18 protein-coding genes and 1 riboswitch are annotated in these 21,407 nt (G+C 66.8%); of the genes, 8 read left to right on the top strand and 10 right to left on the bottom strand.

Going from position 1 to position 21,407, the window contains the following annotated elements; genetic code table 11:
- Positions 1-527 precede the first annotated feature (527 nt).
- Entirely contained in the window at positions 528-1,952 is a 1,425-nt protein-coding gene (locus L810_RS25265) for an MFS transporter (protein WP_042976132.1), read from the top strand.
- A 229-nt stretch (positions 1,953-2,181) separates the two neighbouring features.
- Here L810_RS25265 and L810_RS25270 read toward each other — a convergent pair whose 3' ends face one another.
- The 3 genes from L810_RS25270 to L810_RS25280 all read right to left on the bottom strand — a co-directional run bounded on the left by L810_RS25270 (position 2,182) and on the right by L810_RS25280 (position 5,648).
- Entirely contained in the window at positions 2,182-2,925 is a 744-nt protein-coding gene (locus tag L810_RS25270) for a 2OG-Fe(II) oxygenase (protein WP_021161140.1), read from the bottom strand.
- Positions 2,926-3,307: 382 nt separating this feature from the next.
- Positions 3,308-4,900 (bottom strand): inorganic phosphate transporter, encoded by a 1,593-nt coding sequence (locus tag L810_RS25275; RefSeq protein ID WP_021161141.1) that lies wholly within the window; start codon positions 4,898-4,900, stop codon positions 3,308-3,310.
- A 175-nt stretch (positions 4,901-5,075) separates the two neighbouring features.
- On the bottom strand, positions 5,076-5,648 hold the full coding sequence (locus L810_RS25280) for a histidine phosphatase family protein (protein WP_021161142.1): 573 nt from the start codon (positions 5,646-5,648) through the stop codon (positions 5,076-5,078).
- A 45-nt stretch (positions 5,649-5,693) separates the two neighbouring features.
- Positions 5,694-5,835: riboswitch (cobalamin riboswitch) on the top strand.
- Between the two features lie 33 nt (positions 5,836-5,868).
- Between L810_RS25280 and L810_RS25285 the strand changes: the two genes are divergently transcribed.
- On the top strand, positions 5,869-6,078 hold the full coding sequence (locus tag L810_RS25285) for a CbtB domain-containing protein (RefSeq protein ID WP_006488502.1): 210 nt from the start codon (positions 5,869-5,871) through the stop codon (positions 6,076-6,078).
- 13 nt (positions 6,079-6,091) lie between these two features.
- Positions 6,092-6,814: a CbtA family protein gene (locus tag L810_RS25290; protein WP_021161143.1), complete on the top strand. Its 723-nt coding sequence runs from the start codon at positions 6,092-6,094 to the stop codon at positions 6,812-6,814.
- A gap of 22 nt (positions 6,815-6,836) precedes the next feature.
- Here the strand turns inward: L810_RS25290 and L810_RS25295 are convergent, their stop codons facing one another.
- Complete coding sequence (locus L810_RS25295) at positions 6,837-7,745, bottom strand: LysR family transcriptional regulator (RefSeq protein ID WP_021161144.1); 909 nt, start codon at positions 7,743-7,745, stop codon at positions 6,837-6,839.
- Positions 7,746-7,870: 125 nt separating this feature from the next.
- Here L810_RS25295 and metE point away from each other — a divergent pair, with 125 nt between their 5' ends.
- On the top strand, positions 7,871-10,165 hold the full coding sequence (gene metE / locus L810_RS25300; RefSeq protein WP_021161145.1) for a 5-methyltetrahydropteroyltriglutamate--homocysteine S-methyltransferase: 2,295 nt from the start codon (positions 7,871-7,873) through the stop codon (positions 10,163-10,165).
- A gap of 97 nt (positions 10,166-10,262) precedes the next feature.
- Here metE and L810_RS25305 read toward each other — a convergent pair whose 3' ends face one another.
- Together L810_RS25305 and speB are read right to left on the bottom strand one after the other, a co-directional pair.
- A complete protein-coding gene (locus L810_RS25305; RefSeq protein ID WP_021161146.1) occupies positions 10,263-11,588 on the bottom strand; it encodes an MFS transporter in 1,326 nt (441 codons plus the stop codon).
- Positions 11,589-11,644: 56 nt separating this feature from the next.
- On the bottom strand, positions 11,645-12,601 hold the full coding sequence (gene speB / locus L810_RS25310; protein ID WP_021161147.1) for an agmatinase: 957 nt from the start codon (positions 12,599-12,601) through the stop codon (positions 11,645-11,647).
- A 139-nt stretch (positions 12,602-12,740) separates the two neighbouring features.
- On the opposite strand from speB, the gene L810_RS25315 reads away from it, so the two are divergent.
- Positions 12,741-13,652 (top strand): LysR family transcriptional regulator, encoded by a 912-nt coding sequence (locus L810_RS25315; RefSeq protein WP_042976145.1) that lies wholly within the window; start codon positions 12,741-12,743, stop codon positions 13,650-13,652.
- Positions 13,653-13,778: 126 nt separating this feature from the next.
- On the opposite strand, the gene L810_RS25320 is transcribed toward L810_RS25315, so the two are convergent.
- The gene (locus tag L810_RS25320; protein WP_011353982.1) at positions 13,779-14,243 is read right to left on the bottom strand and encodes an Lrp/AsnC family transcriptional regulator; all 465 of its coding nucleotides are present in this window, start codon (positions 14,241-14,243) and stop codon (positions 13,779-13,781) included.
- 134 nt (positions 14,244-14,377) lie between these two features.
- Between L810_RS25320 and L810_RS25325 the strand changes: the two genes are divergently transcribed.
- From L810_RS25325 to L810_RS25335, 3 genes are all read left to right on the top strand, one after another.
- The gene (locus L810_RS25325; protein ID WP_021161149.1) at positions 14,378-15,004 is read left to right on the top strand and encodes a LysE family translocator; all 627 of its coding nucleotides are present in this window, start codon (positions 14,378-14,380) and stop codon (positions 15,002-15,004) included.
- 249 nt (positions 15,005-15,253) lie between these two features.
- Positions 15,254-16,870, top strand: a complete 1,617-nt coding sequence (locus L810_RS25330; protein WP_021161151.1) for a S53 family peptidase — start codon at positions 15,254-15,256, stop codon at positions 16,868-16,870.
- Positions 16,871-16,945: 75 nt separating this feature from the next.
- Entirely contained in the window at positions 16,946-18,622 is a 1,677-nt protein-coding gene (locus L810_RS25335) for a S10 family peptidase (RefSeq protein ID WP_021161152.1), read from the top strand.
- Positions 18,623-18,756: 134 nt separating this feature from the next.
- Here the strand turns inward: L810_RS25335 and nadE are convergent, their stop codons facing one another.
- The 3 genes from nadE to L810_RS25355 form a co-directional block, all read right to left on the bottom strand.
- Positions 18,757-19,605 (bottom strand): ammonia-dependent NAD(+) synthetase, encoded by an 849-nt coding sequence (nadE, locus tag L810_RS25340; RefSeq protein WP_021161153.1) that lies wholly within the window; start codon positions 19,603-19,605, stop codon positions 18,757-18,759.
- A 330-nt stretch (positions 19,606-19,935) separates the two neighbouring features.
- Positions 19,936-20,805 (bottom strand): DMT family transporter, encoded by an 870-nt coding sequence (locus L810_RS25350; RefSeq protein WP_021161155.1) that lies wholly within the window; start codon positions 20,803-20,805, stop codon positions 19,936-19,938.
- A gap of 232 nt (positions 20,806-21,037) precedes the next feature.
- Positions 21,038-21,223: a hypothetical protein gene (locus L810_RS25355; RefSeq protein ID WP_021161156.1), complete on the bottom strand. Its 186-nt coding sequence runs from the start codon at positions 21,221-21,223 to the stop codon at positions 21,038-21,040.
- Positions 21,224-21,407 lie beyond the last annotated feature (184 nt).

Raw genomic sequence — 21,407 nt, forward strand, 5'->3', positions numbered from 1 at the left:
AAGGCGGGGGTTTTTGCATTGGTGCGGCGGAAATGTACGGCGCTGGCCGAGCAATACTGTGATCGGAGCCGAGACGGCCGACGGTCGTGGATCAGGTATCTGCCATCCCCGAGCAATCCGCCATCAAGCACCTTTGATGTCCTCGGTACGTTCTCTACGTACCACGCCGATCCCCCATCAGTCAGCATTCGGTCGATGTTGATTCATCCAGGGGCGATGTTTTGATGATCGACGATGCGCGACGTTCGTCGAAGATGGTCGATAAATGCCGACTTCTGACGAAAACTCCCCGCTGCATCCATCGGTCTTTCGACGAACCCTGTCGACCTGATCGGTGTGCGCCTTTCCGCGAATCCACCCACGAAATCGTCATAAAAATCTATGCGCATAAAGTCCGTTTGCACGGCATGCGCGGCAGAGCGGGGAGCAGGCCCTTCGGGGTAATATCGCCATTCGTCCCGATTCCCGGTGCTTTCAGGCATCCGCTGGCGGTCGGTGTCCTCCGTATTCCGTCCCTCGCACAGTTCATGACTGACAGCCCTGCCCAAGGTAGTCGGACGACCGACTTCTTGCCGTATCTCGTCGCCGCAACGTTCTTCATGGAGTACCTCGACACGACCGTGATCGCGACCGCGCTGCCGCAAATGGCGCGTTCGTTCGGTGTCGGTCCGAACGCGCTGAGCCTCGGGATGACGGCCTATATGCTGGCGCTGGCAGTGTTCATCCCGATCAGCGGCTGGATCGCGGACCGCTATGGATCGCGTACGGTATTCGCGAGTGCGATTGTCGTCTTTACCGGGGCGTCGGTGCTGTGCGGGCTGTCCGAAGGTGTCGTGACGTTCACGGCTGCACGGCTGCTGCAGGGCGTCGGCGGGGCAATGATGGTGCCGGTCGGACGGATGATCGTCGTGCGCAGCACCGAGAAGGCGAAGCTGATGCGAGCGATCGCGACGATCACGTGGCCGGGCATCGTCGCGCCTGTCGTCGGGCCGCCGATCGGCGGCTTCATCACGACTTATGCGTCATGGCGCTGGATCTTCCTGTTGAACGTCCCGTTCGGTATCGCCGCGCTCGTCTGTACCTGGCTGATCGTCCGGAACACGCGGGCCGACGAGCAACGGCCGCTCGACTGGGCTGGATTCGTGCTGGCCGGTGGTGCATTGACCTGTCTGTTGATCGGTACCGAAGCAGCCGGCCAGCAGGATGTCGACTTCACGCGCGCGGGCGTCCTGGTGGGGGCGAGCGTGCTGTTCGGCGCGGCCGCGTGGTGGCATGCGCGACGCTGCGCGCATCCGCTGCTCGACTTCACCACGCTGAAGGTGCCGACCTTCTCGGTAACGGTGATCTCCGGCTCGGTCACGCGGATGGCGATCAACGCCGTGCCGTACCTGCTGCCGCTGTTGTTCCAGATCGGCTTCGGGTTGTCGCCCTTCCAGTCCGGCCTGTTGCTGCTCGCGAGTGCGCTCGGCAATCTGGGGATGAAGGCGGGAACGTCGTGGATTCTCGACCGATATGGTTTCCGGCGCGTTGCACTCGTCGACGTGACAATTGTCGGCATCTTCACGATTGCGTGCGGCTGGCTGACCGCGTCGACGCCGCTGGCGATCACGCTGCTCGTCGTATTCGTCTACGGACTCACGCGGTCGATGCAGTTCACGACGCTCGCGACACTCGCCTATGCGGATATCCCGGCTCATCAGACGAGTGCAGCCAGCACGCTGTGGAGTGCCGCACAGCAGATGACGATCGGGATGGGGATCGCGTTCGGGGCATTGTCGCTGCGGCTCGCGGCGTTGGTGCGCGGCGATGTGGTTGGCATGCATTACGTGCTCGACGATTTCCGCTGGGCATTCGTCGCAGCCGGCGTGCTCGCGCTGCTGACGTTGCCGGGTTATGCGCGGCTGGCCTCCGATGCAGGCGATCGGCTGCGGGCGAGTGTGGCGCGAGGGTAGGTCGAACGGCGCATCCAATTTGCCCTGCGACAGGTGAGCGCGACTGTTTTTCGTCGCTCACCCGAAACGTCGATTCGTTGTGTTTGCGATGGCCTGGTGGTCAGCGCAGTCGGCCATTTGTCACTGCTGCGGGCGTGGGGGCAATAGCGTAGTGCGGTGCTCCCCGCGCGAACCGGAAATCATCCGCGTGACGAACGTCGGGACGGCACCACGCTCGTCCTCGCTGCCGTCACTGCGCGTCATGAAAGATGATGCCGACTGTGTGACGGTGGCCACTGTGAATCCGGCTCACGCCGTGGCGCAGGTTGACGCGATAGACGCCGCGCGTCCCCTGCACGGGTCTGCCATGCACGGCGAAGATCACCGCGTCGCCTTGCATCAGCGGCACCACTTCCGCTCGTGATTGCATGCGTGGCCGCTGTTCCGTCAACACGAATTCCCCGCCCGTGAAATCGCAGCCCGGCGCCGACAGCAGGATCGCGACCTGCAGCGGAAACACGTGCTCGCCATAAAGATCCTGATGGAGACAGTTGTAGTCGTCGGGGCCGTATTGCAGGATCAGCGGCGTCGGTCGCGTCTGCCCCGCCGCCCGGCAGCGATCGAGGAATGTCGTGTGGTCGTTCGGATAGCGGACGTCGATTCCGAGTGCCTGGTTCCAGCGATTCGCGATGGGTGCGAGATGCGGGTAGATCGTCGTGCGAAGCTCGGCAATGACTGCGGGCAGCGGGTACGCGAAATACTTGTATTCGCCGCGGCCGAATCCGTGCCGCGCCATCACGACGCGTGAACGATAAAGCGCATCCCGCGGATAGAGCGACGCGAGCGTATCGCATTCGTTCGTCGAAATCAGGCCCGGCACACGCGCGCATCCATAGCGATCGAGCTCGGCGCCGACAGTCGGCCAGTCGATGGCGTCGACGCGTTGTGCGATGTCCGTCGATTCGACGGCAGGCTGCAGATCGGCGATGTTCACGGGCGTCCCTTGGTTCGTCAGCGATGTGGCGCGAGTCGTGCGGAATGCCGGGAAGCATTGCGTGCACGGTTGGAGCCACGAAGAAGGTCGATGAACCCAGTCTAGCGACGTTCGTGCGCAGACGCGCTCCAGATCTTGCGCTTCAATTCGGAAGCAAGAGGGAAAGGCTCGGGGCGCGCACGGACACATCGAAGGCGGCGACGTATCAGTGCGGAACGGCGGAAAGGCGGAAAGGCGGAAAGGCGGAAAGGCGGAAAGGCGGAAAGGCGGAAAGGCGGAAAGGCGGAAAGGCGTAGAAGCAGAGAAGCAGAGAAGCGTAGAAGCGAGCGGTGAATCTTCCACGACAGGCGGCCGGCTCACCGGCCACCCGTCGCAACGTGAATCAAGCCATCGACCGGAACAACCAGTAGAGCCCGCCGGCAAGCATGATCGACGCCGGCAGCGTCAGCACCCACGCGAGCACGAGGCTGCGTACCGTGCTCCACTGCAGCCCAGAGCCGTTCGCCGCCATCGTGCCCGCGACACCCGACGACAGCACGTGTGTCGTCGACACGGGCAATCCGTACACGTCGGCGGCGCCGATCGTCAGCATCGCGACGAGTTCGGCCGATGCGCCTTGTCCGTACGTCAGATGCTGCTTGCCGATTTTCTCGCCGACGGTCACGACGATCCGCTTCCAGCCCACCATCGTGCCGAGGCCCAGCGCGATCGCGACGGCAACCTTTACCCACGTCGGAATGAATTTGGTCGCGTGGTCGAGTTGCTTGTGATAGTTGTCGATCGCTAGCTTGTCGTCGGCCGCGAACGCGGGCTGACCCGACTTCTCGATCAGGCGGATTGCTTCGGATACCAGATACATCGTGTTGCGCACGTTGTCGACGTCGCGCTGCGGCACGGCTGCCATCGAGCCCGACGCGCCGACCGCGGTCGCGAGCGACGTCGACAACTGCTGGACGGCCGGCAGCACCGCGGGCGTCAGTTCGCGATGCTGCACGTAGCGCTCGACGTCGGCGCGCGGGTTCGCGGACGGCGCGACGCCGTTCGTGTACTTCCCGAATGTCGCGGCCGCCTGGTTCGCGACCGCCACGAAGGTTTGCGTCTCGGCCGGCGTGACGGCCTTGTTCAGCGCATAGGCGGTGGGCACCGTGCCGATCAGGATCAGCATGATGAGCCCCATCCCTTTCTGCCCGTCGTTCGAACCGTGCGCAAACGACACGCCCGTGCAGGTCAGGATCAGCAGGCAGCGAATCCAGAACGGCGGCGGCTGGTCTTTCGGCGGCTCCTTGTACAACTCCGGAACCCGCACGAGCGTCTTCAGCACGAGCAACAGCAGCGCCGCGCACAGAAAGCCGACGATCGGCGAGAACAGCAGCGACTTGCCGACACCGAGCGCCTGGCCCCAGTCGACACCGCTCGTGCCGGACGGCCCGTGCATCAGCTGGTTCATCAGCCCGACACCGATGATCGAACCGATCAGCGTATGCGAACTCGACGACGGCAACCCGAAATACCAGGTCGCGAGGTTCCACACGATCGCGGCGATCAGCAGCGCGAACACCATCGCGAAGCCCGCGCCGCTGCCGACCTGCAGGATCAGCTCGACCGGCAGCAACTGCAGGATGCCGAACGCGACGGCACCGCTCGAGACCATCACGCCGAGGAAGTTCCACATGCCGGACCAGATCACCGCGACGTTCGGCGTCAGCGAGTGCGTATAGATCACGGTGGCGACCGCGTTCGCGGTGTCGTGGAAGCCGTTGACGAATTCGAAGCCGAGCGCGATCAGCAGCGCGGCGCCGAGCAGCAGGTACGGGAACAGCTTCCCTTCGCGGACCGGCGACAGATCGTCGATCAGGTGCGTGGCGATATAGAGCGCACCGAGCGCCAGCACCAGCAGGAAGACGGCGTAGCCGACCTGTCTAGTGCGTTCGACGGAGCCCGGGTTGTTCGGTGCGGACGAAGCAGGTTGATTCATGACGGCATCTCGTGAGGGAACCGCGTCCGATCCTATCTGCGGCCAGCAGTCAGTTTGATGACAGTCGGGACCACGAACGGTGCGTCTTGCCGATGCGTAAGGCGATTGAAGGCGTGTATGCGCAACGTGACGCGCCAGCCCGCATCGTCGTCCACATAGTGAGCGCGATAGCGTTCTACGCGTTGCCGTCCGCGCTCAACATCCATCCGTTCGGCGACGCAACAAGCGTCGTGCAGGACAGCGGCGCGACGTCGATGCGGGCCGCTGCCTTCGAATCCATCCGCAGCACATGGGCGATGGCCGCGCGGACGATTGGCGCATGCGTGATTGCGACGATGTCGCGATCTTGCCGCAGCGCGTTCAACCAGGTGCCGACGCGGTGCATGGCTGCTTCGAACGATTCACCGCCGTGCGGCGGTGCCGACGGGTCTGCGATCCACGCATCCAGTTCGTCCGGCAAGTCGCGTGCGAGGTCGTGCAGGCGCTGGCCTCGCCAGTTGCCGTAATCGATGTCGCGCAGTGCGTCGTCAATGTCGGCATGAAGTCCGAGCGCGTCGGCGGTCTGCCGCGCGCAGCATGCGGGGCTGCACAGCGCGAGCGCGCCGGCGGTACCTGCCCACCGGCCGCGTAGCGCAGCGGCTTCGGCGAGCCCGCGCGTATCGAGCGGATCGTCGTCGGGAAACGTGCCGGTGCGCATCGCCCGGGTCGATGCGTGTGCGATCAGGCGCAGCGAGGTAGGCATGTTCATGTCGGTTTTCGGATGATCCGGGACGGGCGCACGTGCCCGCCTGGCGCCGCTTCAATGCGCGAACGTTCGCGCGTACAATTCGCCCGATACGAAGCGCGGAAGCCGGTGCAAGCCCGGCGCGGTCGCGCCACTGTAACCGGTGATCGTTGATCCCGGAAGCCAGACCTGCCTTCGTACCCATCCAACATTTATCGGGGCGCGATTCCCCTGAGGTGCATCCATGAGCGAAGCAGTGCTGAAGCCGGCGGTCGTGCCGGCGCCCATCCCCGTCCGTGAACTGTTGCCGTGGGCCGTGTTCGTCGGCCTGATCCTGTTGCTCGCGCTTTATTTCGTCGGCGCGGAACAAGGTGCGACGTCGCTCGTGCCGGGCATGTACGTCCACGAATTCGTCCACGACGGCCGCCACCTGCTCGGCTTCCCCTGCCACTGACGCGGAGTTCACGATGGTCGGAAAGCTGCTCATGCGCGGGATGCTCGCAGGCATCGCCGCAGGCCTCCTCACGTTCGGTTTCGCGAAGGTCGTCGGCGAACCGCAAGTCGATCAGGCAATCTCCTTTGAAGAAAAAGCCGACGCCGCCAAGGGCGACGCGCCGGAGCCGGAGCTGGTCAGCCGCCGCACGCAGGCCGGCCTCGGCTTGCTGACGGGCGTCGTGACCTATGGCGCGGCATTCGGCGGGCTGTTCTCGCTGGTCTTCGCGTATGCGTATGGGCGAGGCAGCCGCCTCCCGGCCCGTCCGCTGGCCGCGTGGCTCGCGCTGGCGGCGTTCATCGCGCTCGTGATCGTGCCGAACCTCAAGTACCCGGCCAATCCGCCGTCGGTCGGCGACCCCGACACGATCGGCTATCGCACGGGCCTGTTCTTCCTGATGATCGCGATCTCGGTCGCGACGATGGTGTTCTCGGTCAGCGTACGCCGCCATCTGCTGGCGAAGCTCGGCCAGTGGAACGCATCGATCGTCGCCGGGCTCGTGTTCGTCGCGATCATCGCGGCCGTGCAGATCGGGTTGCCGTCCGTCAGCGAGTTGCCGGCCGATTTCCCGGCGGCCTTGCTGTGGAAGTTTCGCGTGGCGGCGATCGGCATGCAGGTGATCATGTGGACGACGATCGGCCTGCTGTTCGGCGCATGGGTCGAGCGCAGCGAACGCATCGCCATGCGCGCCGCCTGACGCGCATGGCAACGGGGCCCGCCTAGCGCAGCATGCGTGGCGCGCTCCCCGTCGATTCGCGCGCCAGCGCGACGAACGCAGCCAGATAGTCGATCGATGCGTCCGCTTCGCGGGTGCCGAGGAAGATCTGCTTCGCGATTCCCTTCTTGCCGAGCTTGACCGGCACGACCGGCATCCGGTCGGCGTATTCGTCGGCAAGCCATCTCGGCAGCGCGGCCACGCCGCGCCCGCTCGCCACCATCTGCAGCATGATGTCGGTCGTTTCGATCGACTTGTGCCGCCTCGGCACGATGCCGGCCGGCGTCAGGAACTGGTTGTAGATGTCGAGCCGGTCGGTTTCGACCGGATAGGTGATCAGGATCTCGTCGGTCAGCTGTTCGGGCGTCACGTAATCGGCGTTTGCGAACCGGTGCGAATCGGCGACCACCAGCACCTGCTCGTAGTCGAACACGGGGTCGAAGCGTAGCCCCGGCTTGTTCAGCGGATCGGGCGTCACGAGCACGTCGATGTCATAGCCGAACAGGGCGCCGATGCCGCCGAACTGGAAGCGCTGCTTCACGTCCACGTCGACGTCGGGCCAGCGCGACAGGTACGGCGACACGACCTTCAGCAGCCACTGGTAGCACGGGTGGCACTCCATCCCGATGCGCAGCGTGCCGCGCTCGCCCTTTGCGTACTGCTTCATCCGCTCCTCGGCGAGCTCGAACTGCGGCAGCAGCCGGTTTGCCAGCTTCAGCAGATACTGCCCGCCCTGGGTGAGCCGCAGGCCGCGGCCCTCCCGATCCCAGATCGGCGTGCCGAGCTGCTGCTCGATTTTCCGGACGGTATGGCTGAGTGCCGATTGCGTGAGGTGCAGTGCGTGGGCGGCCGCGGTCAGTGAGCCCTGGCGCTCGACTTCACGGATCACGACGAGATGGAATCGTTCCAGCATGGATATCGCTCGTGTAACGGATACATGAACAGATTTAATGGATTAATGAAATAATGCCATTTTATTTCATGGGATGAAATCCCTATGATGGCTGCCGGATCTTCACTTCTTCTGGACGGCAGCTCATGGTCACGACACACAACCTCGGTTTCCCGCGCATCGGTGCGAAGCGCGAACTCAAGTTCGGTCTCGAACGCTACTGGAAGGGCGAATCGTCGCGCGACGAGCTGAAGGCGCTCGGCGCCGAGCTGCGCAAGCGTCACTGGAACGACCAGCGCGACCTGGACCTGGTCCCGATCGGCGACTTCGCGTTCTACGATCAGGTGCTCGACATGAGCTTCACGCTCGGCAACCTGCCGAAGCGCGTGCAGGGTTTCCACGGCGATGTGCTCGACAACTATTTCCGCGTCGCGCGCGGCCGTTCGGCGCAGTCGGCGGACGAGCATGCGGCGTGCTGCGGCGGGGTCGCCGCCGGTGAAATGACGAAGTGGTTCGATACGAACTACCACTACATCGTGCCGGAATTCCATGCGGACACGAACTTCTCGCTCGACCCGTCGCGCCTGCTCCAGCAACTGGCGGAAGCGCAGGCGCAGGGCGTGGCCGTGAAGCCGGTCATCCTCGGCCCCGTCACGTACCTGTGGCTCGGCAAGGCGAAGGACGATTCCGACCGCCTCGCGCTGCTGCCGAAGCTACTGCCCGTGTACGGCGCGCTGCTCGACACGCTGACCGCGCAGGGCGTCGAATGGGTGCAGATCGACGAACCGATCCTCGTCACCGAACTCGACGCCGAGTGGCGTCAGGCATTGCGCACCGCCTATGCGGCACTGGAAACGCGTCGCATCAAGCTGCTGCTCGCCACCTACTTCGGCCAGCTCCAGGAGAACCTGGCGCTCGCGAGCTCGTTGCCGGTCGACGGCCTGCATGTCGATGCGATCAACGCACGCGACGAAGTCGACACGCTGGTGCGTGAACTGCCGGCCGAGCGCGTGCTGTCGGTTGGCGCGATCAACGGCCGCAACATCTGGAAGACGGACCTGAACGCGACGCTCGACTGGCTCGAACCGCTCGCGAAGCAACTGGGCGATCGCCTGTGGCTCGCCCCGTCGTGCTCGCTGCTGCACGTGCCGGTCGATCTCGCGAGCGAGGAGAAGCTTGATGCGGAAATCCGCTCGTGGCTCGCGTTCGCGCTGCAGAAGCTCGACGAGCTGAAGGTGCTCGCGACCGCGCTGAACGAAGGCCGCGACAAGGTGGCCGATGCACTGGCGGCGAACGCTGCCGCGATCCATGCGCGCCGCCACTCGCCGCGCGTGCACAACCCGGCGGTGAAGGCCGCGATCGCCCGCATCGACGCGCAGCTCGGCAACCGCGTGAGCCCCTACACGCAGCGTGCGTCGAAGCAGTCGGCACGCCTGAAACTGCCGGCGTTCCCGACGACGACGATCGGCTCGTTCCCGCAGACCGGCGAAATCCGTCACGCGCGCAGCCAGTTCAAGGCCGGTGCGCTGGACGATGCGGGCTACCGGGCCGCGATGCAGGCTGAAATCGAACGCAGCGTGCGCGAGCAGGAAGCACTGGAACTCGACGTGCTGGTGCATGGCGAAGCCGAGCGCAACGACATGGTCGAATACTTCGGCGAGCAGCTCGACGGCTACGCGTTCAGCCAGTTCGGCTGGGTGCAGTCGTACGGTTCGCGCTGCGTGAAGCCGCCGATCCTGTTCGGCGACATCAGCCGCCCGAAGGCGATGACGGTCGAATGGATCACGTATGCGCAGTCGCTGACGAACAAGCCGATGAAGGGCATGCTGACCGGCCCCGTGACGATCCTGAACTGGTCGTTCGTGCGCGACGACCAGCCGCGCTCGGTGTCGTGCTACCAGCTCGCGCTGGCGATCCGCGAGGAAGTGCTCGATCTCGAGAAGGCCGGCGTGCGCGTGATCCAGATCGACGAGGCCGCGCTGCGCGAAGGGCTGCCGCTGCGCCGCGCGCAATGGGGCGCGTACCTGAAGTGGGCGGTCGAGTCGTTCCGCATCACCGCGAACGGCGTGCAGGACGACACGCAGATCCATACGCACATGTGCTATTCGGAGTTCAACGACATCATCGCGTCGATCGCCGACATGGATGCGGACGTGATCACGATCGAGACCTCGCGCTCGGACATGGAACTGCTCGACGCGTTCGACGACTTCAAGTATCCGAACGAGATCGGGCCGGGCGTGTACGACATTCACTCGCCGAACATCCCGACGCAGGAACATATCGTCGGCCTGATGAGGAAGGCGGCGGAACGGATTCCGGCGGAGCGTCTGTGGGTGAATCCGGACTGCGGGCTGAAGACGCGCCAGTGGGCGGAAGTGATTCCGGCGCTGACGAACATGGTCGCCGCCGCGAAGACGCTGCGCAGCCAGGTGCAATAACGCAGCGAGCGCTGCACGCCGCCGTTGCGATCGAAGATCGGACGGCAAAAAAACGGCCCGCGGAAGCGGGCCGTTTTGCGTCATGCGTGCACTTGCGTTACGCCGGGCGTGCGCCGCGCGGCAGCGGCTCGTTCGTCTTGCCGGGCGCGCCGGCATCGTCGATGCTGACGCGGCGCGAGATCAGCCACACGCACAGCGACGACAGGAGCGCGGCGCTCGTGTACTGGAGCGCGAGCGGCCACCATTGCGGCGCGGTGTTCTGCGCGATGATGGTCGCGACGAGCGGCGTGAGGCCGCCGGCGAGTGCGCCGCACACCTGGTACGCGATCGAGATCGCCGTGTAGCGGATGCGTGCGACGAAGATGCCGCTGACGAAGCCCGCGACCACCGAGTAGTAGCCCGATTCCGCGAGCGTCGCGAGGCCGACGCCGACCGTGATCGACAGCGGCGTGCCCATGTGCACGAGCGGCAGCATCACGAACGGGACGATCGCGGCCCATGCGCCGGTGATCAGCAGCACGCGCGTGGTGCCGAAGCGCTGCGCGAGGAACGCGGCCGCGAGCTGCACGACGAACTGCAGCACCGCGACGATCGTCATGCAATGCAGCACCATCGACCGGTCGAGCGACAGGAACTGCGTCGCGTAGCTGATCATGAAGATGTTGCTGAAATACACGCCGGCGATGCCGTACACGTTCGCACCGATCGCGAGCAGCAGCAGCGGCCAGTACTTGAGCGCTTCACGCAGCGGCTTTTGCGCGATGTTGCCGCTCTTCCTGACTTCCTCGAACTCGGGCGATTCGGACACGCTCGCGCGGATCACGAAGCCGACGATCAGCAGTACGGAACTCGCGAGGAACGGCACGCGCCAGCCCCAGCTCATCATGTCTTCCTTCGACAGCGTGCTGATCGCGCCGAACGCGAGCATCGACAGGATCAGGCCACTCGCGCTGCCGAGCTGCGCGAACGACGCGAAGAACGTGCGTTTGCCTTCCGGCGCATGTTCGCCGGCAAGCAGCACCGCGCCGCCCCATTCGCCGCCGACCGCGATGCCTTGCAGCACCCGCATCAGCACGAGCAGGACCGGTGCGATCACACCGGCTTGCGCGTGGGTCGGCAGCAGGCCGATCGCGACCGTCGACACGGCCATCAGCATCAGCGTCGCGAGCAGCGAGCGCTTGCGGCCGAAGCGGTCGCCGAGATAGCCGAACATCACGCCGCCGAGCGGGCGCGCGAAGAAGCCCACCGCGAACGAGCCGAACGATGCGAGCAGGCTGACGAAGCGGTTTTCGCCGGGAAAGAACAGCGGCCCGAACACGATGGCGGCGGCGGTCGCGTAGCTATAGAAGTCGTACCACTCGATCGTGGTGCCGACGAACGACGCGAGCGCCGCACGCTTGGGTTGCTTGACGGAAGTCCCCATCTTGATAAGTGCTCCTCTGGAATCCTTTGATTTTGGAATAGGGGGTGGCGCGGGAATCAGTCGCGGTACTTGACGCCCGGCAGCACGCACAGCAGCTCGTAGGCGAGGTTCGCGCCGAGCAGCGCCGTGGTGCCGAACGGGTCGTACGGCGGCGCGACTTCGACGAGATCGCAACCGACGATGTTCAGCCCCTTCGCGCCGCGGATGATCTCGAGCGCCTGCGGCACCGTGAGGCCCGCGATTTCCGGCGTGCCGGTGCCCGGCGCGTACGCCGGGTCGATGCCGTCGATGTCGAAGCTGATGTAGACGGGCGTGTCGCCGACGCGCGCGCGCACTTCTTCCATCAGCGGCGCGAGCGACTTGTTCCAGCATTCCTCGGCCTGGACGACGCGGAAGCCCTGCTCGCGGCACCAGTCGAAATCCTCGGCCGCGTAGCCGGTGCCGCGCAGGCCGATCTGCGTGACCTTGTCGCCGTGCAGCAGGCCTTCCTCGACCGCGCGGCGGAACGGCGTGCCGTGCGCGATCTTTTCGCCCATCATCGTGTCGTTCACGTCGGCGTGTGCATCGACGTGGATCAATGCAACCTTGCCGTGCTTGCGGTGGATCGCGCGCAGGATCGGCAGCGCGATCGTGTGGTCGCCGCCCAGCGTGATCGGCTTGCAGTCGTGCTCGAGGATCGCGTCGTACGCGGCTTCGATGCGCGCGATGGAATCGTGCAGGTTGTACGGATTGATCGCGACGTCGCCGATGTCGGCGATCTGCAGCGAATCGAACGGCGCGGCGCGCGTGGCCATGTTGTACGGGCGCAGCAGCACGGATTCGGTGCGGATCTGGCGCGGGCCGAAGCGTGCGCCGGTGCGGTTGGAGGTGCCGAGGTCGAACGGCACGCCGACGAAGCAGGCGTCGAGGCCTTCGGCGCTCGCCACGTGCGGCAGGCGCATCATCGTCGCGATGCCGCCGCAGCGCGGCATTTCATTGCCGCCGAGCGGCTGGAAATGGGTGTGGTCGTTCATGGGCTGTCTCTTCCGATGTGGGGTTGCCGTATCATGCGACGCGGCTTGGCGCACAGTTTTACGCGCTCCGCCGGGAAAGAAGAATGCGAAGATATCGACGTAAACATCGATTTTCATCGATGTATGGAAGGGGATGAACGTGCTGGGGAATCTGTCGACCCTCGATCTGCGGTTGATCCGCGTGTTTCTCGCGGTCACGGACGCGGGCGGCGTGTCGGCCGCGCAGGCCGTGCTGAACGTCGGGCAGTCGACGATCAGCGCGCAGCTTTCGTCGCTGGAGACGCGGCTCGGCTACCGGCTCTGCGAGCGCGGCCGCAGCGGTTTCCGGCTCACGCCGAAGGGCGAGCGGTTTCACGCGATGAGCCGCAAGCTGCTCGCGGCGCTCGACGAATTCGGGATGGCCGCGCGGCACATGGACCGCCAGCTGGTCGGCACGCTGCACATCGGCCTGATCGGCCATACGCCGGTGAGCCAGAACGCGCGGATCGCCGAGGCGATCGCCGCGTTCCGCACGCGCGACGAGGCCGTGCGCTTCTCGATCTCCGTGCGCGCGCCGGGCGATCTCGAGGAGAAGCTGCTGAGCGACGAGATCCAGATCGCGGTCGGCTACTTCTGGCACCGGGTGCCGTCGCTGCACTACACGCCGCTGTTCATCGAGCGCCAGGTCGCGTACTGCGGGCGCGGCCATCCGCTGTTCGACGGCGCCGGCGCGCTGACGCCGGCCGACGTCGCGGGCTTCGAATGGGCGTGGCGCTCGTATCCGCTGCCCGAAGCGCAGATGTCGACGACGCCCGACCGCGTGACCGCGACGGCCGACAACATGGAGGCCGTCGCGCTGCTGATCCTGTCCGGCCACCACCTCGGCTACCTGCCGCAGCATTTCGCGGCGCCCTACGTCGCGCAGGGGCTGCTCGCGCCGCTCAATCCGGAGCAACTGCGCTACGACGTCACGTTCCACATGGTCGTCGCCCGCAACGGGCGCGGCAATCCGCTCGTGGAAGCGTTTCTCGAGGATCTGGAACGCGCGCACCAGCCGACCGACATCGAGTAGGCGGCCGGAATCGACAATGTGAGCGAGTGTTGCGGCGGCGCGGCCCGACGCGGCCCACATCGATGGGCGTCGAAGTGACGAAACGGGTGTCGGGCCCGGCTTGCGTGAACCGTGCCCGCGCCGGCATCACGGCACCGGCAGCCCCGCGTCGTGCTTGACCTCGCGCAGCGACAGCGCCGATTCGATCGACGTCACGCCCGGCAGCATCCGCAGCGATTCGCGCAGGAACGTGCCGTAATCGTCGAGATCGCGCGCCACGACCTGCAGCAAGTAATCGGCGGTGCCCGCCACGTTGTGGCACGCCAGGATCCGCTCGATGCCGAGCACTTCCCGCTCGAAGCGGTCGGCGGTCTTGCGGTCGTGCGTCGCGAACCGCACGAGCACGAACGCAACGACGCCGAAGCCGAGCGCCTGGCGCGACAGCTGCGCGCGGTATCGCTCGATGTAACCGTCGTTTTCGAGGCGCTTCAGGCGGCGCGCGCAAGGGGTCTCGGAGAGGCCCACGGTGTCGGCGAGGCGGGCGATCGGCAGGCGGCCGTCGCGCTGCACCGCGGCCAGGATGGCGCGGTCGGTCTTGTCGAGTTCGGTCATGATGGCGGATTCCTGATGCGAATTCAGCGATTGTGGCGGATTCCCCTACGGATCGCCAATCCTGAGCCAAAGATGGCCAATAATCCCTCGCGCTCCAGCGGCAACATATCGCCGTAGGAGGAGAGGGGCAGACCATGATTTCCACGCATTTGCTGTTGATTTATCTTGCCGCGCTGGCGGCCATCTACGCGGTGCCGGGGCCGGACATGGCGCTCGTGCTGCAGACCAGCATCGGCCGCGGCGTGCGGCCGGGGATGGCGGCCGCCGCCGGCCTGTCGCTCGCGCGCACCGCGCACGTGACGCTGTCCGCCTGCGGTGTCGCGGCGCTGATCCGCAGCGCGCCGTGGCTGTACGAAGTGATCCGCTACGGCGGCGCGCTGTATCTCGCGTATGTCGCGATCCAGGTGTTCCGTTCGCCCGTGTTCGCGCTCGGCGACGGCGACGCGGCGGCCACGGCGGGCGAGTTGCGGCAGTCGTTCGTGAAGGGCCTGCTCACCAACCTGCTGAACCCGAAGGCGCTGTTGTTCTGCTCGGTGCTGCTGCCGCAGTTCGTGCGCCCCGAGGGCGGGCCGGTCGTGTTGCAGATGTTCGAACTGGGCGCGCTGCTGGTGGCGGCCGGCGTGTGCTTCGACCTCGCGTGCGTGTTCGGCGCGTCGCGGATCGCCGCGTGGATGCGTGCGCATCGGCTCGCGCAGACGGTACAGCGCTGGACGTTTTCCGCGGCGCTGATCGGCTTTGCGCTGCGCCTGTCGATGGACTGAGTGCCGCCGCGGCGCTGCGCCGGCGCAGGTCGCGCGGCGCGTCGCCGCATCCGATGAGGGCCGCGCGCAACGCCGGCCCGCGCATGCGCCCCGCCGCAAAAGGGCGTGCGCGCAAATCGTCTGACTGATCTAAACTCCCTGTTACTTCGCGCTGTCGCGAACCCGAACGACCGAACGGAACCGTCTCCCGCCGGCCCTGTCCGATTTCCTGGCTGTTCCGTGCAACGCGGTACCAAGGAGGGTCTGAACATGGCAAGGCATCTTCACGCCGACCGTGAACCCCGAATCGTCGCCGAGTCCAAGTGCCTCGGCCCGTGCGATCCGGCAGAACGCATCCACGTCACGATCATGTTGCGGCGGCAGGAAGAAGGGCAACTCGATACGCTGCTTCACCAGCTCGCCACCGGCGACGCGCAAGCGAAACCGGTGTCGCGCGAAACCTTCGCGCAACGTTTTTCCGCCAATCCCGACGACATTCGCAAGGCCGAGGACTTCGCGCGTCGCCACCAGCTGACGGTCGATCGCGTCGATCCGGTCGAAAGCGTCGTCGTGGTGTCCGGCACGATCCAGCAGTTCGAAGCCGCGTTCGGCGTCAAGCTCGAGCGCTTCGAGCATCGGTCGATCGGCCAGTATCGCGGCCGCTCCGGCCCGATCGCGCTGCCCGACGATCTCGGCGACGCCGTCACGGCCGTGCTCGGCCTCGACAGCCGTCCGCAGGCGCGGCCGCACTTCCGGCTGAGGCCGCCGTTCACGCCCGCGCGCGGCGGCGCGGCGGGCGTCACGTTCACCCCGGTCCAGCTCGCATCGCTGTACGGCTTCCCGGCCGGCGACGGCGCCGGGCAGTGCATCGCGATCATCGAGCTCGGCGGCGGCTACCGCGCGGCGGACATCCAGCAGTATTTCCGCGGGCTCGGCATCACGAAGCCGCCGACGCTCGTCGACGTCAACGTCGGCACCGGCCGCAACACGCCGACCGGCGATCCGAGCGGCCCGGACGGTGAAGTCGCGCTCGACATCGAGATCGCCGGCGCGATCGCGCCGGCCGCGAAGATCGCCGTCTATTTCGCGGCCAACAGCGACGCGGGCTTCATCCAGGCCGTCAACGCGGCCGTCAGCGACACGACCAACAAGCCGTCGGTGATCTCGATCAGCTGGGGCGGCCCGGAGGCCATCTGGCAGGCGCAGTCCGCTCAGGCGTTCAACCGCGTGCTGCAGGCGGCGGCCGCGCAGGGCATCACGGTGTGCGCGGCCTCCGGCGACAGCGGCTCGGGCGACGGGTTGCAGGACGGCGCCGATCATGTCGACTTCCCCGCATCGAGCCCGTATGTGCTCGGCTGCGGCGGCACGCAGCTCGACGCGCTGCCCGGGCAGGGCATCCGCAGCGAGGTCGCGTGGAACGACGAGGCAGCCGGCGGCGGCGCGGGCGGGGGCGGCGTCAGCACGCTGTTCGACCTGCCGGTGTGGCAGCAGGGGCTTGCCGCGACGCTGGCCGACGGCAGCCGCGTGCCGCTCGCGAAGCGCGGCGTGCCGGACGTCGCCGGCGATGCGTCGCCGCAGACCGGCTACGAAGTGTCGATCGCCGGCACGGCCACGGTAATGGGCGGCACGAGTGCGGTCGCGCCGCTGTGGGCCGCGCTGATCGCGCGGATCAACGCGGCGGCTAGTGCGGCGGCCAGTGCGGCTGGCGGTGCGCCCGCTGGCTGGGTCAATCCGGTGCTCTACAGGAATCCGGGTGCGCTGCGCGACATCACGCACGGCTCGAACGGGACCTACGCGGCCGCGCAGGGCTGGGATGCCTGCACGGGCCTCGGCAGCCCGAACGGCGCGCAGCTCGCCGCGATCCTGACGCGCAAGCCGTCGAGCTGACGGCCGCGGTACACGTCTTTCCGCATGGCGCGGGCTTCCTGCCCGCGCCTTTTTCTCACCTCCAGGAGCAGCACGATGGGCATCGATTCCGCATCTTCCGGCGGCGTGTATCCGCTGCATCACGGCGACCACAATTCGCATGGCGTGCCGCCGACCGTCAACCCGGTCGCGTTGAGCCACGGCCGTGACCAGCCGTTCTTCGATCCGGTTGCTTACGGCAACGGCCCCGACGATTCGGTGACCGACACCACCGAGGCCGCCGCGATCACGCATCACACGATCCTGATCGACGGGAAGCGCATCGCCTACACGGCGACGGCCGGCCATCTCGTGACGGTCGACCCGAGCAGTTCGCAGCCGGCCGCGAAGCTGTTCTACGTCGCGTTCACGGCCGATGGCGCGAAGGAAGAAACGCGGCCCGTGACGTTCTTCTACAACGGCGGGCCCGGCTCGTCGTCGGTGTTCGTGCTGTTGGGCTCGTTCGCGCCGAAGCGCATCAAGACGTCGATGCCGGGGTTCACGCCGCCCGCGCCGTACCAGATGGAAGACAACCCGGACAGCATGATCGACCACAGCGACCTGGTGTTCATCAACCCGGTCGGCACCGGCTATTCGGCGGCCGTCGCGCCGAACAAGAACCGCAACTTCTGGGGCGTCGACCAGGATGCGGATTCGCTGAAGCAGTTCATCAAGCGCTACCTGACGAAGAACAACCGCTGGAATTCGCCGAAATACCTGTTCGGCGAATCGTACGGCACCGCGCGCAGCTGCGTGCTCGCGTACAAGCTGCACGAGGACGGCGTCGACCTGAACGGCGTCACGCTGCAATCGTCGATCCTCGACTACCGGCAGGCCGGCAACCCGGTCGGCGCGCTGCCGACCGCGGCGGCCGATGCGTGGTACCACAAGAAACTTGGCGTCACGCCGGCGCCGACCGATCTCGGCGCGTTCGTCGAGGAAGTCGCGCAGTTCGCGCGCACCGACTACCTGAAAGCGTTGCGCACGGTCCCGCATGCGGACCCGGCCGCCGTGGAGAAGCTGTCGCAATACACGGGCATCGATACGGCGACGCTGCAATCATGGAGCCTCGACATCGCCGGCTACGACGCGCGCGGCAATTCGCTGTTCCTGACGACGCTGCTGCATGCGCAGGGGCTCGCGCTCGGCTCGTACGACGGCCGCGTGACCGGGATCTCGTCGGGCATCGCCGGCAAGATCGACCCGAACTCGGGTGGCAACGATCCGACGATGACGGCCGTGACGGGCGTCTATACGGCGATGTGGAACAGTTACCTGAACGAGCAGCTGAAGTTCACGTCGAATTCCGCGTTCACCGACCTGAACGACCAGGCGTTCCAGAACTGGGATTTCAGCCACATCGATCCGACCGGCGCGCAGCAGGGCATCGATGCGCAGGGGAACGTGATCCTCTATACGGCCGGCGATCTCGCCGCGGTGATGGCGCTGAACGTCGACCTGAAGGTGCTGTCGGCGAACGGCTTCTACGATTTCGTCACGCCGTTCTACCAGACCGTGATCGACCTGCAGCAGATGCCGCTCGAGGACCAGAAGGTGCGGCAGAACCTGTCCGCGCGTTTTTATCCGTCGGGGCACATGGTGTATCTCGACGGCGGCTCGCGTACCGCGCTCAAGCGCGATCTCGCGGCGATGTACGACGCGACGGTCAGCGATACGGGGGCGCGGATGCGGATTCGCGCGCTGCAGGCGTCGAAGACGGGCGGGCACGCATAGGGTTGCCCGGCGCCGGGTTGCCGCGCGTAGCCGTCAAGGCCGCGCGCGGCGGTCGGGCTCCGACGCTGCCGGCCGGCCGCCACGCGCGGTAGCGCAGGATTGCGACGCGGCAGTCGTCCTGCCGCGGTCGCGACTTACGCGGCCGGCCAGTCGAACGGCGTGTACGGCAGCGCGCGCTTGTGGCGCGAACCGTCGAAGAAGCGCAGCACCGTTTCGTATACGCGGTCTTCGACCGGCTTGCCTTCGAGGAAATCGTCGATCTCGTCGTAGGTCACGCCGTACGCGTGCTCGTCGGGCCGCAGCGGGCGCAGTTCCTCGAGGTCGGCCGTCGGCACCTTCATCACGATCAGCTCCTCGCCGCCGAGCGCACGCGCGACCGCGCGGACGCGCCGTTTGCTCAGGCCCGCGAGCGGCAGGATGTCCGCGCCGCCGTCGCCGAACTTCGTGAAGAAACCCATCAGCGATTCGGCCGCATGGTCGGTACCGATCACGATGCCGCGCCGTGCGCCGGCCACCGCATACTGCGCGATCATGCGCTCGCGCGCCTTGATGTTGCCGTGCACGAAATCCTGCTGCGCCGGCGTTTCGAATGCGTGGCCGGAGGCGACCAGCGAGCGGAGCATCGCGTCGGCGGCCGGCTTCACGTCGACCGTCAGCACCTCGTCCGCGCGCACGAACGCGAGCGCGCGCTGTGCATCGGCTTCGTCGTTCTGCACGCCGTTCGGCAAGCGCATCGCGATGAAGCGCGCATCGTAGCCGTCGGCGCGCAGGCGCTCGACCGCCAGTTGCGCGAGCCGGCCGGCCGTCGACGAATCGACGCCGCCGCTGATGCCGAGCACGTACGACCGCAGGCCGGTCGAGCGAAGATATTGCGCGAGGAAATCGATGCGGCGCTCGATCTCGGCCTCGGCGTCGAAGTGCGGGGCAACGTTCAGTTCGGCAATGATCGCGCGCTGGCGGCTGGCGTAATCGGCGAATGTCATGAAGGAAGTTCCGGAACGAAATTCAAGGCGCCCATCATAAGCGCAATCGCGGCGCGGTGCCGCGCCGGGCGTGCGTTCCGGCGGTTTTGCGTTGCATCGGCGAGACGGGCCGCATCGTCGTGGTGCACGCTGCGCCGGGCGGGTGCGGGATGCCGCGTGACGCGCATCCTTGTGCCCGACGCCGACGCCGACGCCGACGCCGACGCCGACGCCGACGCCGACGCCAACACCGACACCGACACCGACACCGACACCGACACCGACACCGACACCGACACCGACACCGACACCGACACCGACACGTGCACCGGCCCGGCCCGGCGGCGCGCGTCAGCGCCGCGCGAGCACGACGCCCACCAGCGCGAGCGCGAAGCCGGCGAGCTGGATCGCCGCGAGCGTTTCGCCGAACAGCCAGTAGCCCTGCAGCGCGGCCAGCGGCGGCGCGAGGAACAGCAGCGACGTCGCGCGCGCGGCGTTGCCGCGGCGCAGCATCCACATCAGCATCGTGACCGCGCCGCCCGACAGGAACACGACGCCCCACACCAGCGACACCCACAGCGCTGGCGCGCCGATCCAGCGGGTTTCGTGAAGCAGCGCGACGAAGACGGCCGCGACGATCGCCGCGCCGAAATTCTGCACGGCAACCGCCGTGCGCAGGTCGCTTTGCGCGAGCTTGCCCTTCTGGTACAGCGAGCCGGCGGTGATCGACCCGACCGCGAGCACCGAGACGGCGACGACGAGCCACGCGGGCGCGGCGCCCGGCGCCGACGCGACACCGCCCGTCACCTTCGGCGCGAGCACGAGCGCGACGCCGGCGAGCCCGAGCGCCATCCCGAGCCAGCCGCGCGCGGGGAGGCGCTCGTTGAACAGCGGTACGGCGAGCACGGCGGTGGCGAGCGGCTGCAGCGCGCCGAGCAGTGCCATGACGCCTGCGTTCAGCCCTTGCGCGACGGCCCAGTAGCTCGCGCCGAGATAGACGCCCTGCAGCAGCGCGCCCGCGATCAGGTGGCGCGGCCATTCGCGCCGGGCCGGCCACGGCGCGCGCGCGACGAGCGCCACCGCGCCGAATAGCGCGGCCGTGCCCGCGAAACGCGCAAGCAGGAACAGGTTGGGATCGGCGTAGGGCTTGATGGCCCGCGCAACGATGAAGCCGGTGGACCAGAGTGCGACGAAAGCGGCGGCGACGAGCGAGGTCAGCATGCATGGCGGGCCGCGATGCGGCCGGACAGAATCGTGAAGTCGGCCAGTATCGGGGGAAGCGATGCCGGCGTCTTGTCGAATCCTGCACTCATGCCGCGTGCCGAAGGTGCGCCACGTGCGCCACGTGCGCCACGTGCGCCACGTGCGGCCGTCGGTGCGGGCCGGGCGGTGCCGACGGAACGGGACGGGCGCCGCCCGGCGTGCGCAGCGGGCGGGCGTGAAGCAGCGGAGATCAGTCGATCGAGAACGTGTCGAGCGGCTGGTTGGCGCGGGCGTCGGTCGCGAAGCGCGTGGCGAGCTGTTCGTAGAGCCGGCGGGCCTCGTCGAGCGTCAGGTCGATCCAGTACGGATCGCCGGCCGCGTCGTTGAGTCGTTCGGGTGGAAACTGGATTTCGATCACACTGCCTTTGCGATACATGGCGCGAGCCCCTTTGCTTGGTCTGTCGTTCGGCGAAGCGCAAAGTGTAGCAACCGGCGCCGCGCCGATTCGCGCGCGTCGGGCAATACAGAATTTCGCTTTCGGGAAACGTGGCCCGCCCGGCGTCCCGCCGCCGTCAAATGCCGGTCAAACGGCCGTAATACAATGGGCGGCTTACCCATTA

The organism is Burkholderia sp. AU4i (assembly GCF_000466765.1).
GTDB lineage: Bacteria > Pseudomonadota > Gammaproteobacteria > Burkholderiales > Burkholderiaceae > Burkholderia > Burkholderia cepacia.

What these genes read in the sequence shown, in the direction of transcription:
- L810_RS25265 (WP_042976132.1), top strand. Translation starts at nt 528, where the DNA reads ATGACTGACAGCCCTGCCCAAGGTAGTCGGACGACCGACTTCTTGCCG.
- L810_RS25275 (WP_021161141.1), bottom strand. Translation starts at nt 4,900, where the DNA reads ATGAATCAACCTGCTTCGTCCGCACCGAACAACCCGGGCTCCGTCGAA.
- L810_RS25280 (WP_021161142.1), bottom strand. Translation starts at nt 5,648, where the DNA reads ATGAACATGCCTACCTCGCTGCGCCTGATCGCACACGCATCGACCCGG.
- L810_RS25285 (WP_006488502.1), top strand. Translation starts at nt 5,869, where the DNA reads ATGAGCGAAGCAGTGCTGAAGCCGGCGGTCGTGCCGGCGCCCATCCCC.
- L810_RS25290 (WP_021161143.1), top strand. Translation starts at nt 6,092, where the DNA reads ATGGTCGGAAAGCTGCTCATGCGCGGGATGCTCGCAGGCATCGCCGCA.
- L810_RS25295 (WP_021161144.1), bottom strand. Translation starts at nt 7,745, where the DNA reads ATGCTGGAACGATTCCATCTCGTCGTGATCCGTGAAGTCGAGCGCCAG.
- metE (WP_021161145.1), top strand. Translation starts at nt 7,871, where the DNA reads ATGGTCACGACACACAACCTCGGTTTCCCGCGCATCGGTGCGAAGCGC.
- L810_RS25305 (WP_021161146.1), bottom strand. Translation starts at nt 11,588, where the DNA reads ATGGGGACTTCCGTCAAGCAACCCAAGCGTGCGGCGCTCGCGTCGTTC.
- speB (WP_021161147.1), bottom strand. Translation starts at nt 12,601, where the DNA reads ATGAACGACCACACCCATTTCCAGCCGCTCGGCGGCAATGAAATGCCG.
- L810_RS25320 (WP_011353982.1), bottom strand. Translation starts at nt 14,243, where the DNA reads ATGACCGAACTCGACAAGACCGACCGCGCCATCCTGGCCGCGGTGCAG.
- L810_RS25325 (WP_021161149.1), top strand. Translation starts at nt 14,378, where the DNA reads ATGATTTCCACGCATTTGCTGTTGATTTATCTTGCCGCGCTGGCGGCC.
- L810_RS25330 (WP_021161151.1), top strand. Translation starts at nt 15,254, where the DNA reads ATGGCAAGGCATCTTCACGCCGACCGTGAACCCCGAATCGTCGCCGAG.
- L810_RS25335 (WP_021161152.1), top strand. Translation starts at nt 16,946, where the DNA reads ATGGGCATCGATTCCGCATCTTCCGGCGGCGTGTATCCGCTGCATCAC.
- nadE (WP_021161153.1), bottom strand. Translation starts at nt 19,605, where the DNA reads ATGACATTCGCCGATTACGCCAGCCGCCAGCGCGCGATCATTGCCGAA.
- L810_RS25350 (WP_021161155.1), bottom strand. Translation starts at nt 20,805, where the DNA reads ATGCTGACCTCGCTCGTCGCCGCCGCTTTCGTCGCACTCTGGTCCACC.
- L810_RS25355 (WP_021161156.1), bottom strand. Translation starts at nt 21,223, where the DNA reads ATGTATCGCAAAGGCAGTGTGATCGAAATCCAGTTTCCACCCGAACGA.